At 29.4% G+C, this 12,636-nt stretch carries 12 protein-coding genes; 7 read left to right on the forward strand and 5 right to left on the reverse strand.

Annotated features, from left to right (window positions below; translation table 11 throughout):
• The first annotated feature begins 16 nt into the window (after window positions 1-16).
• The 5 genes from BN2409_RS11495 (at window position 17) to BN2409_RS11515 (ending at window position 5,845) form a co-directional block, all read left to right on the forward strand.
• Window positions 17-1,300 (forward strand): DEAD/DEAH box helicase, encoded by a 1,284-nt coding sequence (locus BN2409_RS11495; RefSeq protein ID WP_053956773.1) that lies wholly within the window; start codon window positions 17-19, stop codon window positions 1,298-1,300.
• Between the two features lie 97 nt (window positions 1,301-1,397).
• Window positions 1,398-2,522, forward strand: a complete 1,125-nt coding sequence (locus tag BN2409_RS11500) for a histidine kinase (RefSeq protein WP_053956774.1) — start codon at window positions 1,398-1,400, stop codon at window positions 2,520-2,522.
• Window positions 2,510-3,283, forward strand: a complete 774-nt coding sequence (locus BN2409_RS11505) for a response regulator (protein WP_053956775.1) — start codon at window positions 2,510-2,512, stop codon at window positions 3,281-3,283. The genes BN2409_RS11500 and BN2409_RS11505 overlap by 13 nt, the downstream gene beginning before the upstream one ends.
• 384 nt (window positions 3,284-3,667) lie before the next feature.
• Window positions 3,668-4,261: a hypothetical protein gene (locus BN2409_RS11510; protein ID WP_053956776.1), complete on the forward strand. Its 594-nt coding sequence runs from the start codon at window positions 3,668-3,670 to the stop codon at window positions 4,259-4,261.
• A 210-nt stretch (window positions 4,262-4,471) separates the two neighbouring features.
• Entirely contained in the window at window positions 4,472-5,845 is a 1,374-nt protein-coding gene (locus BN2409_RS11515) for an MATE family efflux transporter (protein WP_053956777.1), read from the forward strand.
• 45 nt (window positions 5,846-5,890) lie between these two features.
• Here the strand turns inward: BN2409_RS11515 and BN2409_RS16905 are convergent, their stop codons facing one another.
• The 5 genes from BN2409_RS16905 to deoC are packed head-to-tail and all read right to left on the reverse strand — an operon-like array spanning window position 5,891 to window position 10,220.
• Window positions 5,891-6,061, reverse strand: coding sequence for a XapX domain-containing protein (locus BN2409_RS16905; protein ID WP_110943096.1), 171 nt, complete (start codon window positions 6,059-6,061; stop codon window positions 5,891-5,893).
• Window positions 6,062-6,084: 23 nt separating this feature from the next.
• Window positions 6,085-7,365: an amidohydrolase gene (locus BN2409_RS11520; protein ID WP_053956778.1), complete on the reverse strand. Its 1,281-nt coding sequence runs from the start codon at window positions 7,363-7,365 to the stop codon at window positions 6,085-6,087.
• A 21-nt stretch (window positions 7,366-7,386) separates the two neighbouring features.
• Entirely contained in the window at window positions 7,387-8,712 is a 1,326-nt protein-coding gene (locus BN2409_RS11525) for a pyrimidine-nucleoside phosphorylase (protein ID WP_053956779.1), read from the reverse strand.
• An 11-nt stretch (window positions 8,713-8,723) separates the two neighbouring features.
• A complete protein-coding gene (locus BN2409_RS11530; protein ID WP_053956780.1) occupies window positions 8,724-9,542 on the reverse strand; it encodes a purine-nucleoside phosphorylase in 819 nt (272 codons plus the stop codon).
• A gap of 12 nt (window positions 9,543-9,554) precedes the next feature.
• A complete protein-coding gene (deoC, locus tag BN2409_RS11535) occupies window positions 9,555-10,220 on the reverse strand; it encodes a deoxyribose-phosphate aldolase (protein ID WP_053956781.1) in 666 nt (221 codons plus the stop codon).
• A gap of 304 nt (window positions 10,221-10,524) precedes the next feature.
• Between deoC and BN2409_RS11540 the strand changes: the two genes are divergently transcribed.
• Both BN2409_RS11540 and BN2409_RS11545 read left to right on the forward strand, forming a co-directional pair.
• Window positions 10,525-11,229, forward strand: coding sequence for a response regulator transcription factor (locus tag BN2409_RS11540; protein ID WP_053956782.1), 705 nt, complete (start codon window positions 10,525-10,527; stop codon window positions 11,227-11,229).
• A 9-nt stretch (window positions 11,230-11,238) separates the two neighbouring features.
• On the forward strand, window positions 11,239-12,624 hold the full coding sequence (locus BN2409_RS11545; RefSeq protein ID WP_053956783.1) for a sensor histidine kinase: 1,386 nt from the start codon (window positions 11,239-11,241) through the stop codon (window positions 12,622-12,624).
• Window positions 12,625-12,636: the final 12 nt, after the last annotated feature.

Here is a 12,636-nt window from a genome sequence, read left to right on the forward strand (position 1 = left end):
AGAGGAAGACAAGAATATGACAACTGATTTTAAAGGACTTGGAATACAAGATGAATTAGTAAATGTATTAAAACAAAATGGAATTACAAAACCAACTCCTATACAACAAAAATCTATTCCAGAGCTTTTAAGAGGACACGATATCATTGGCCAAGCTCAAACAGGAACAGGAAAAACCCTTGCTTTTATACTACCCACTATGGAAAAGATAGATACAAGTAAACCTTATATACAAGCATTGATTGTAACTCCTACTAGAGAACTGGCGATTCAAGTTACAGATGAAGCAAAAAAATTGATTCATGCAAAAAACATTAACTTACTGGCTGCATATGGTGGACAAGATGTAGAGAGACAAATAAAAAAATTAAAAAGTGGTATTCATATGGTAATAGGTACACCTGGAAGATTATTAGATCATTTAAGACGAAAAACTATTGATTTTGGTAAACTAAAGATTCTTATATTAGATGAAGCAGATCAAATGTTACATATGGGGTTTTTAAAAGAAGTTGAGGATATCATTTATCATACACCAAAGGCAAGACAAACTATGCTTTTTTCTGCTACTATGCCTTCTAAAGTACAATCTCTTGCTAAAAGATATATGAAAGAACCTAAAGTAATAAAGGTAGAAGGAGAAAAAATTACATTAGATGAAATTAAGCAAATTGTTATTGAAACTACTGATAGAGGTAAGCAGGATGCTCTTTGCACTGCTATAGATGAATATAAGCCTTTCATGGCAATGATTTTTTGCCGTACGAAAAGAAGAGCAAAATCATTAAATGAAGCACTACAAAGTAAAGGATATCAGTCAGATGAACTTCATGGAGATCTTAGTCAAGCAAAAAGAGAAAAGGTCATGAAAGCTTTTAGAAAATTTGAAATACAATATTTAGTAGCAACAGATGTAGCAGCTAGAGGATTAGATATTGAAGGAATTACTCATGTGTTTAATTATGATATCCCACAGGATGCAGAAAGCTATATTCATAGAATTGGTCGTACAGGAAGAGCAGGACAAGCTGGTATTGCTATTACTTTTGTAACTCCAAAGGATAAAGAAGCTTTGCATATCATTGAAAAAGGAATAAAAATGAATTTAAATAGAAAGAAGAATGTTCCTAAAAAAGATATAAATCATAACACAACAAGAGATAGACAAAATAAGAAAAGTGATGATTTTAAGAAGAAAAATTCAGCAAAAGGAAAGAAAATTAAAACAGAAAGAAATAATAAATGGAGAAAAGAAAGTGCTTCTAAAAGAAATAAAAATACAAAAGGGAAAAAGTATTAAAGAGCGAAACACCCATTTACTTTATTGACGAATGGGTGTTTCTTGAATACAATAAAGGAAAGATAAGTTATTTTAGGAGATAAAAGGAGGAAGTATTTTGATAGAAGATCCAATGAGTTCTATGAATCAATCTTTAGATTTTACCATAGAAATAGAAGGTAAAATAGAAAATCGTCAATTACAATTTTATGTAAATAATATGAATAGTCCTTATATTAATCACTTAAAGGTAAAAAGAAGTGATATTATAGGAAAAAACATTTCTCATATATATGATGGCTTTGCCAATATCTATTATGAAGTAGGAAATTACTTATTTCAAAATCCTATGAAAGAAAGTATTAGCATATATGTGAAGAAAAAGAACGAAACTCCAGAAATTGTAGATTTTAAAGAAATTATGCAAGAGGATTGTGATTTCTGGCAGGTCATGGCATATCCTTTTAGAAGAGAAACGGATCTAATCAAATTATTTATCGTAATAAAGGATATGAGTAACGATTTTAACAGCATGAAGGAAAAAAGAACGATACAGGATATAGAAATTTATAATGATAAAATTATGAGTATGTCAGATATGATTTCTAATTTGTCTCATGCATGGAGACAACCTTTAAATAGTCTAAACTTTTCTATTATTAATCTTATAGATGAAATAGGAAATGAGCCAGAAGATTGTGAAATTTTAGATGAATATTACCAAGAAATATGGCAGATTATAAAGAATTTATCTAGAAAAATAGAAAAATTCAAATCATTTTTTGAAATGAATTATAAAAAGGAATTTTTTGATATAAAAAAATATCTGGATTTAGTTTTTGAAATCATGGAAGAAAAGATCAAAAAAGAAAATATAAAAATAAATATATTAACAGAAGAAGATATAAAAATGTATGGTTCGCCCAATGAATTTGTACAACTTATGTATTATATATTTTTTGATATTCTAGAATATTGTAAAGAAGTTTTTGATATTTATGATAGAAATTTAAATATTCAAATTGAAGAAAATGAAGAACATATATATATTATGATTGAAAATGAATATGATCAAGAAAAATACAAAGATATTTTACTGAATCTAAATCATTTATCTATGCTTGATAATATTATAAGGAAAAATATGAATGGTGCTATTGAATTAAAAAACGATGAGGATCATAAAAAGGTCATGATACGGTTTCCTTTAGATATAAGGGGGAATGGGATATGGAAGGAATAAATGCACTAAAAAATATAAAAGTTTTATATGTAGAGGATGAACCCATCACAAGAAGTCAAGTTTTTAGATTCTTAAAAAAGAGGATTGGAAAAGTAATTACAGCAGAAAACGGAGAAGATGGTATTAGAAAGTTTATAGAACATCAACCTGATGTAATCATTACAGATTTAGTGATGCCAGATATGAGTGGGATTGAGATGATGAAAAAAATAAGAGGGGATGGTCATCGTTGTCCTGTAATTATTACTTCTGCCTTATCAGATTCTAATACTATTTTGGAAACAGTAGATTTAAAAATAGAAAAGTATTTAATTAAACCTATAGATATAAATATATTGATGAAAAATTTAATAGAAATTGCCATTGAAGAATTAGAGGAGCAAGAAGACTTATTAGTAGTCAATCATGAATTTATTTTAACAGATGATAAAAAAATTGAATTAGAGCTTGAAATTAGAAATTTATATTCAAAATACTTAAAAAAGGTTACAGGAAAAGGAGCAAAATTGATTCAAGTATTTATAAAAGGTAAAGAGATTGAAATCCTTTTAAAAGAAAATTTAACTACATTAGAAGAAAATCTTTTAAGGACAGGAGATCATTTTAAAAGTATAGAAGTGATTCGAACAACCATTTACGAACATACAATCAAAGAAGTTGAAAAAGAAATAGGAGATTTAATCAATCGAAAAGTAAATGTAAAAAAAATAGAAATATGCCCAAGGGAAAAATATGAAAGACTTTTATTAAATATATACTAATATACAAGAAACATTTGACAAAATATCATAATATATGATATTATATTTACAAGGAAGACACACATAAGAACAATATATCTTAATGAATAAAAATAGATATATGTATATATAAGCTGTTTTTATCTTAAGAATATCATACATAGTATAAAAATAAAATAAATTCAATTATGGAACAACTATTTGAATCAAATAATATATTTGCAATTTAAATGGTCCATAATAAAAGATTTTTAGATCTTTTATTGTGGGCCATTTTTGTTTTTTTAGAAAGTATGTAGATAAAAATAATCTCCGGAGATGAAAATATAAAAACTTTTTTAAAGAATTAAGGGTCATATTGAATTAATACAGAATATGATTATGGGATTTAAGGGGGAAAAAAATATGGCATATAAAAAATGGATGCAAGAAGAAATAGAATATTTAGTTTGTAATTATAGTAAAAAAAGTATTATGAATATTGCAAATGACTTAGATCGAACAAAAGACTCAGTGTTTAAAAAAGCAAAAAGAATAGGCCTTACAACAGAATTAAGATATTGGTCAGAGGAAGAGGTAGAATTTTTATTAGACAAATGGGGAAAAAAGACTGCAGAGTTTATTGCCAATGAGTTAGATCGAAGTCTTGTTTCTATTAGAAAAAAAGCTATTGAATTAAAATTAGGACCAGAAATTATTGCAAATGGAGAGTTTCTGACTACAGGAGATATCGGATATCTTTTAAATAAAAATCCTAGTTTGATTTATAGATGGATTAGAGAAGGATTTATGAAAGGAAGAAGATTTGGGAAAAAGAAAGTATTTCAAATTAAACCTGATCATTTTATAACATTTTTAAAAAGTCACCCGGAGAAGTGGGATGGAGAAAAAGCTAGGATCCATTTAATCAAACCTTATTTTTATTGTTCTAGCTGTTCAGATGTACCAGATTGGTTTGTGAATAAGATTGAAAATGATGTATACTCAGATGTAATCTAAGTGTGTATATAGTAAAGAACCCTTTGGGGTTCTTTTTGTATCTATAATTTTTAAGACAACTCATTGACAAATTTATCAATTATTAGTAAAATGTAAATTGATATTTAAAAAAGTTTTGATTAACGATAGACAAGTGAAGAAGCTAACCACTTTGAAAAAACTTCAAGGTGGTTTTATTTTTGAAAATTAGGAAGAAAGGAGTAAATAAGAATGATTCAGAATTTATACAAGTATTTATTTCAAGATAAAAAATTTTATGAAAACTTATATAAAATTGCTTTACCCATTATTATACAAAACTTTATTGCTTCTTCCCTAAATATGGTAGATACCATGATGATTGGGAGAGTAGGAGAAATTCAAATTGCAGCGGTAGGTATTGCAAATCAATACTTTTTTTTATTTAATCTATTGCTCATAGGGATATGTAGTGGTTGTGGTATTTTTATTTCTCAATTTTGGGGAAAAAGAGATACTATAAATATAAAGAAAGTATTAGGAATTGGTATGATTGCAGGAGCAGCTTTATCTACTATTTTTACAGTCATAGCTTCTTGTATGCCAAATCAGATCATTCATATTTTTAATACAGACCCACAAGTTATATTAGAAGGTGCTAAGTACTTAAAAATTGTTTGTATAAGTTATATATTTACTGCTATTACTTTTAATTTTGGTTTTGCATCAAGATGTATAGAAAATACGATTTTACCAATGGTCGTTAGTAGTTTTGCCCTTCTTTTTAATACGTTTTTCAACTACGTATTTATATTTGGAAATTTTGGATCAAAGGCTATGGGTGTCGAAGGAGCAGCTTTGGCAACACTGCTTGCAAGAATCATTGAAGCAGGTCTTTTGGTAGGATATATTTATTTTACAAAGGGAGTGTTGGCAGCTAAAGCTAGGGAAATGTTTTCTTTAACTAAAGATTTTATTAAGAAAGTTTTTGATACAGTCATTCCTGTAGTTTTAAATGAAGGGTGCTGGGCCTTAGGATTTGTTATATATTCTGTAGCATATGGAAGAATAGGTATGCAGGCTATGGCTTCTGTTCAAATTTGTAATACTATAATCAATATATTTATGGTGTTTATATTTGGTATGTCAAATGGATCAGTTGTTATGATTGGAAATCAAATAGGAGCAGGACATGAAGAACAAGCTAAGATCTATGCAAAGAGATTTTCTTTATTAGCATGTTTAGCGGGAATTGGTTTGGCATCCATTTTGGCAATTAGCGCTCCTTTTATATTATCTTTTTTTAAGATATCCTATGAGGTATATCATAGTGCTCTTATGATTTTATATATTAATTCTGGGGTTTTAATTATACGGGTATTTAATTGTATTTTGATCGTAGGAATTTTAAGAGCTGGGGGAGATGCAAAGACTGCCCTTTTAATAGAAGGTTTTAGTATGTGGTGTATTGGTGTGCCACTAGCATTTTTAGGAGCTTTTTATTTTAAATTACCTGTTCATTATGTAGCAGCATTAGTGACGGTAGAAGAAATAGTCAAATTTAGTTTGGGTCTTCCAAGATTGTTATCCAATAAATGGATTAGAAATGTAACTGAAAATATGTAATAAACTCAAATAGCCGAGATAAAAATTTATCTTGGCTATTTGAGTTTATTTGATGAAAAGTTTCATAAGGTATTCAGTACCTTTAAATCCAAGAAAAAGACCAACAATTCCAGCTATTCCTGCCAAAGTAGGAGGAGCAGGTAATGGAAGTTTAAACCATGGAAAAATACTTCCGGTTACTGCTCCTGTTAATAAAGCCATAAGAACAAGCTTCATGATCTTGCCTCCAATTTTGGATTTTATGGGATTAGTTTTTTACAGCATTTTTCTACATTCTCATAAACTAAATTTAAATCAATGGTTGTGAGTTTTCTATTTTCTAATAATATATTCCCATCTACTATAACGGTGTCTACATCAGATGGATAAACAGAATAAGCAAGAGCGGAAATTAAATTGTGCTTAGGAAATAAATGAGGTTGATTTAAATCAATTAAAATTAAATCAGCACATTTTCCTACCTGAAGAGATCCCACTTGATCCTCTATTCCTAAAGCGCGTGCCCCATTTAGGGTAGCCATCTTAAGGGCGGTATGAGCAGGGAGAACAGTACTATTATTTGTAACTGCTTTATTAAGAATACATGCCAATTTTACTTCTTCAAACATATTTAAATTATTATTACTACAAGAACTGTCTGTTCCTAAAGCTACATTTACACCTGTATCTAAAAGCTTAGGTATAGGAGCAAAGCCATTTGCAAGCTTTAAATTACTTACAGGATTATTAAGTACATGAACATTTTTTTCTTTTAAAATCTGTATATCTTCCTCAGACAAATGAACACAATGAGCAGCTAAGGTTCTAACATCAAACAACCCAAGATCGTAAAGGTGTTTTACAGGAGATTTACCGTATGCCTTAAAACTATCTTCTACTTCTTTTTTACTTTCACTAAGATGAATGTGAATTCCTGTTTTTAATTCTTTGGCAATAGGAATCATTTTCTTCAAATAATCAGAAGAACAAGTATAAGGAGCATGAGGTGCAATAAAAGTTTTGATTCTATTATGATTAGATCCATGCCATTTTTTATATAAAGACTTACTTTCTTTAAAGGTATTATCCTTTGAATGGTCAAATAATGTTTCACAAATAAATCCTCTCATCTTTGAATCTTTTGCGGCACATCCTACAGCATCTGCAAAATTATACATATCATTAAAACAAGTAACTCCTGATAAGATAAGTTCTGCAATACTTAGTAGACTTCCCCAGTATACCATTTCATGTGTCAAATTCTTTTCTACAGGCCACACCTTTTCTGTAAGCCATTCCCAAAGGGGGAGGTCATCTGCATAATTTCTTACTAAAGACATAGGTAGGTGGGTATGAGTATTGATAAGTCCTGGCATAATAATTTTATCCGATCCATCTATGACTTTATCATAATAGGAAATTTCATGTACATTTCCAATATTTGAGATGATTCCATTTTCTATACCAATATCTTTTTTTTGTATGGATACTTCTTCATTTTCAAACAATAGTAAAGATCCATTTTGAATTAATATTTTCATAAAATTACGCTCCTTGTGTGTTTAATACCGAATAGAATCATTTTTTGTTACGATTCCCTTAATTAGTGGTTTTTTATATACCTTTTCTTTAATCATATCATAGGCATTTATAATCATAGCTGTAGCTTGTGTTTGTTTGTAAGAATCATTTGCATAAATGGTAGCAATCTTTTCTCCTTTTTTTACAAAATCTCCTATTTTTTTATGAAGAACAATTCCAACAGACAAATCAATAGGACTCTCCTTTGTTTCTCTACCTGCTCCTAATACAAGAGATGCCATTCCTATTGAATCTGCATGAATACGATTGACATATCCTTCACAAGAAGAAGAAATAGCAGTAACAAATTTTGGTGTAGGAAAAAGATCAGGATTATCTACAAGTTTCTCATCTCCACCTTGCATATGAATCCATTCTTTTAATTTATCAATTCCTTTTTTAGAAGAAATAATATTTTGAAGGATATTTCTTCCTTCTTGCGTATCTTTTGCTTTTTTTCCTAATACAAGCATATGAGAGCCCAAAGTTAAGCAAAGCTCTGTTAAATCATCTGGACCATTTCCATTTAATGTATCAATGGCTTCTTTGACTTCTAATATATTTCCCACAGCAAAGCCAAGAGGTTGATCCATATCTGTAATCACAGCAATAGTATCTTTATTCATACCTATTCCTATATCTACCATTTCTCTTGCAAGATTAAAAGAACTATCTAAATCTTTCATGAATGCACCGCTACCAGTTTTTACATCTAATACAATAGCCTCTGCACCAGATGAAATTTTTTTACTCATAATACTGCTTGCAATCAATGATAAATTATCAACAGTAGCTGTTACATCTCTAAGGGCATAGAGTTTTTTATCAGCAGGAGTTAAATTTCCAGTTTGTCCTCCTAAAGATATTTTTATATTATTTACATTTTCGATAAATTGTTCAATAGGTAAGTTTGTACAAAAGCCTTCAAAGGATTCTAATTTATCTATTGTTCCTCCAGTATGACCTAAACCTCTTCCAGACATTTTAGCAACAGGAACACCTGCTGCTGCTACTAAAGGAGCTAATATAAGAGTAGTAGTATCTCCTACACCACCTGTACTATGTTTATCTACCTTTATACCTTCTATTTTTGAAAGATCTATGGTATCTCCACTATTGACCATAGCCTTTGTTAGATCTACGGTTTCTCTTTTGTTCATCTTTTGAAAATAAATAGCCATCATAAGAGCTGATACTTGATAATCTGGAATAGTTCCTTTTGTATATTCTTCTATGAAAAAGTTTATTTCCTCTGTAGTTAATTCTTTTCCATCTCTTTTTTTTATAATAATGTCATACATTCTCATTTTCTTCACCTCTATATATTTTTGATTACATTTTTCATGAGAATGAGAAACTGTTCTCGTACTCTTTGTGAAGTTTCCATTACTTCATCATGATTTAAAGGCTGATCAAGTATTCCTGACGCCATATTGGTCATACAAGAAATACCTACAACTTTGATTCCACTATGTATAGCAATAATTACCTCTGGAACAGTAGACATACCTACAGCATCTGCTCCCAGTATTCGAACCATTTTTACCTCTGCAGGAGTTTCGTAGGTAGGACCACTCATACAAGCATATACTCCTTCTTTGATAGGAATACTTAAAGATTTTGCAATTCCTTTTACTCTTTCTCTTAAATCTCTATCATAAGCATTAGACATATCAGGAAATCTTGTACCGAATTGTGCTAGGTTTTTTCCAATTAAAGGATGATCTCCAGAAAGATTTATATGATCAGAAATAACCATCAAGTCGCCAGGTTCATAAGAAGTGTTTACGGCACCAGCAGCATTTGTAACGATCAAAGTTTCTACACCTAAAAGCTTCATAACTCGTACAGGAAAAGTAACTTCTTCCATTTTATAACCTTCATAAAAATGAAAACGCCCTTGCATAGCAATGACTCTTTTTCCTTCCAAAGTTCCTATTACCAATTGTCCTGCATGACCTTCTACAGTAGATATAGGGAAATGTGGAATTTTACTATAAGGATATATTTCTTTTTCTTCGATCTGATCTGCTAAGGATCCAAGTCCTGATCCTAATATTAAACCTATTTCAGGTTTTATTTTTGTTTGATTCAATATATACTTAGCTGATTCTTGGATTCTTTCATATAATTGCATAAATTTTCCTCCTTAATAGTTAGTATTTGTCATTTCATTTTTTAAAATGGCAACAGATGCACTCGCACCAATTCTAGTAGCACCAGCTTCGATCATTTTTAATACATCTTCTTGTGTGCGAATTCCTCCAGATGCTTTGACACCCATTGAGTCTCCTACAGTTTTTTTCATTAAAGCCACATCTTCTATAGTTGCTCCTCCTGTACTAAAACCTGTAGAAGTTTTTACAAAATGAGCACCTGCTTTTTTTGAGATCTCACAAGCTGTTACAATTTCTTCTTTGGTGAGAAGACAGTTTTCCAAAATAACTTTTACTAAGGCTTTATGATTTACTGCATCTACCACTCCTTTAATGTCATTATATACAAAATCGTATTTTTTTTCTTTCAAAGCTCCTATATTAATAACCATATCAATTTCAGTAGCGCCAAGTTCTATAGCTAAAGAAGCTTCAAAAGCTTTTCCTTTTGGAGCTACTGCTCCTAATGGAAATCCTATTACAGTAGTTACCCCAATAGAAGTACCTTTAAGCTCATGTGCTACATATTCTGTAAAGCAACTATTTACACATACAGATGCAAAATGATATTCTTTTGCTTCTTCACATATTTTGTGAATATTTTCTTTGGTTGCATCTGGTTTTAATAAAGTATGATCAATCATGGATGCAAGATTCATATGTATCCCTCCATTTCTATAATTGGATAATCATGTATATGTTATAATCCTATCGGAAAAAGAGAATATTGTGAATAGAGTTTTAAAAAAATCATGAAATAAAGTTAATTTTATTATTTACAAGTGATGTATATCTTATAATAGATAGTGAGTTTGTAGATCAAGTCATAAAATTTGTCAATAATCTGAATATCTTATAATAGATATTAATAAAATGATATTTGTACAATATTTTTATATTTTTAGGATAATATATTTTATGATAAAATGAAATACAATAAGGTTATAGATAAGGAGTTTTAAAATGAAACAAAAGATATTGATTGTAGAAGATGAGAGTAGTATAAGAAGCTTATTAAAAGTTACATTTAGGACAAATGGCTATGATGTGATAGAAGCACAAAGTGGAGAGGAAGGTCTTAAAAAGGCAAGAGAAGAAAAACCTATCTTAGCACTTTTAGATGTTATGTTACCAGGGATTGATGGATTTGAAGTATGTGAAAAATTAAGAAAAGAATTTCAAAATATAGGAATTATCATGCTTACAGCCCGAGGACAAGACATGGATAAAATATCAGGGCTTCAATTAGGAGCAGACGATTATATGATTAAACCTTTTAATCCTACAGAACTAGTTTTAAGGGTACAAGCATTGATTCGACGTATTGGCCATGAACAAAAGAATGATACGAGTATCTTGAAAAGTGGACCTTTTCATATTGATACACATGCCCATCTTGTATATAAAAATGAAAAAGTTATTGACATGACACCCAAAGAATATTTACTTATGAAATTGTTTTTAGAAAATGAAGGAAAAGCTTTTACAAGAGATGAATTATTAGATTGTGTATGGGGATGGCAATTTGTAGGAGATACAAAGATTGTAGATGTAAATATTCGAAGACTCAGAACAAAAATAGAAGAAGATTCTTCTAAACCTTTTTATATTGAAACCGTTTGGGGAGTAGGATATAGATGGAAAAAAATAGATGAAGAATTAATTTAGGGAGAAATTATGAAAAGTATAAAAAAAAGATTAGTGATTAATTTTATGTTGGTAATTTTTATTAGTGTTTTATTTTTAGAAATATTGTTAATTAGTTTTGTACGACAATATTATTATAAAAATGTAGAAGATGTGCTTACCAACCAGATCATGATTTCTTCTGAATTTTATTCTAGATATTTTTCAAATTCTAATTTAGAGGATAATGTATTAGATAATGTAGATGTATTTTGGAGACAGACTCCTGCTCAAGTTCAAATTATCAATCTTTCAGGAGAAGTTTTAATGGATTCTATTGGTGTAGATTATAATAAAAAAATAGAAACAGAAGATGTAAAGATAGCTCTAGGAGGACAAAAAGGCACATGGACTGGATCTGTAAATTATGATGATTACAATGTAATGTCTGTTTCTTATCCTTTACAATCTGACAAAAAAATTGTTGGAGTATTAAGATTTACTACATCTTTAAAAGAAGTGAATGAGGGGATAAAGAGAATTTCATTGATCTTTTTAAGCATAGGGGCTTTTGTAACCATTATTTGTGGTATGGTTAGTATTTTCTTAGCCAATACCATTACAGGACCCATCAAAGAAGTTACAAAGGTAGCAGAAAAAATGGCTTTAGGAAATTTTAAAATAAAAAGCCACAAAAAATTTGATGATGAGATGGGAAAGCTTTCAGACACCTTAAATTTTATGGCAGAAGAGATTATTAAAAAAGATCAACTCAAAAATGATTTTATATCTTCCATTTCTCATGAAATAAGAACTCCTCTTACGGCCATTAAGGGATGGGCTATTGTTTTAAATCAAGATAATTTTGAAGACAAAGAAACTATGAAAGAAGGTTTAAACATTATAGAAAAAGAAAGTGAAAGACTAACCTTTATGGTAGAAGAACTTTTAGATTTTTCAAAGTTTGTTTCAGGGAGGATTACACTAAATAAAGAAAATGTAAATATAAAAACTTTAGTTAGATATATTGAAAAGTATATAAGACCAAGAGCACAAAGAGATGAAATAGAGTTTGTAGTAGATTGTGAAGATAATATGCCTTCTATGAATTTAGATGAAAATAGAATGAAGCAGGTTTTAATTAATATATTAGACAATGCTTTTAAATTTACACCAAAAGGTGGAAAAGTAAATTTTTATACTTTTTATCAAGACAGATATATATGTATGAATATAGAAGATAATGGATGTGGTATTAGTAAAGAAGATCTTCCTAAGGTAAAAGAAAAATTTTATAAGGGTAAAAACAGCAAATCTCAAAATGGTATTGGATTATCTATTTGTGATGAGATCATAAAGCTTCATAAAGGAGAATTCAATATAGAAAGTGAGCTTAATAAAGGTACGAGAATACAAATTTTATTACCAATTGAATAGATCTGGAGACAA

It is taken from the genome of Inediibacterium massiliense, from assembly GCF_001282725.1.
Lineage (GTDB): Bacteria > Bacillota > Clostridia > Peptostreptococcales > Thermotaleaceae > Anaerophilus > Anaerophilus massiliensis.

Bases quoted from the DNA above. Each gene is read 5' to 3' on its own strand.
- BN2409_RS11515 (WP_053956777.1), top strand. From the start codon at position 4,472: ATGATTCAGAATTTATACAAGTATTTATTTCAAGATAAAAAATTTTAT.
- BN2409_RS11525 (WP_053956779.1), bottom strand. From the start codon at position 8,712: ATGAGAATGTATGACATTATTATAAAAAAAAGAGATGGAAAAGAATTA.
- BN2409_RS11495 (WP_053956773.1), top strand. From the start codon at position 17: ATGACAACTGATTTTAAAGGACTTGGAATACAAGATGAATTAGTAAAT.
- deoC (WP_053956781.1), bottom strand. From the start codon at position 10,220: ATGAATCTTGCATCCATGATTGATCATACTTTATTAAAACCAGATGCA.
- BN2409_RS11510 (WP_053956776.1), top strand. From the start codon at position 3,668: ATGGCATATAAAAAATGGATGCAAGAAGAAATAGAATATTTAGTTTGT.
- BN2409_RS11530 (WP_053956780.1), bottom strand. From the start codon at position 9,542: ATGCAATTATATGAAAGAATCCAAGAATCAGCTAAGTATATATTGAAT.
- BN2409_RS11545 (WP_053956783.1), top strand. From the start codon at position 11,239: ATGAAAAGTATAAAAAAAAGATTAGTGATTAATTTTATGTTGGTAATT.
- BN2409_RS11505 (WP_053956775.1), top strand. From the start codon at position 2,510: ATGGAAGGAATAAATGCACTAAAAAATATAAAAGTTTTATATGTAGAG.
- BN2409_RS11520 (WP_053956778.1), bottom strand. From the start codon at position 7,365: ATGAAAATATTAATTCAAAATGGATCTTTACTATTGTTTGAAAATGAA.
- BN2409_RS11540 (WP_053956782.1), top strand. From the start codon at position 10,525: ATGAAACAAAAGATATTGATTGTAGAAGATGAGAGTAGTATAAGAAGC.
- BN2409_RS16905 (WP_110943096.1), bottom strand. From the start codon at position 6,061: ATGAAGCTTGTTCTTATGGCTTTATTAACAGGAGCAGTAACCGGAAGT.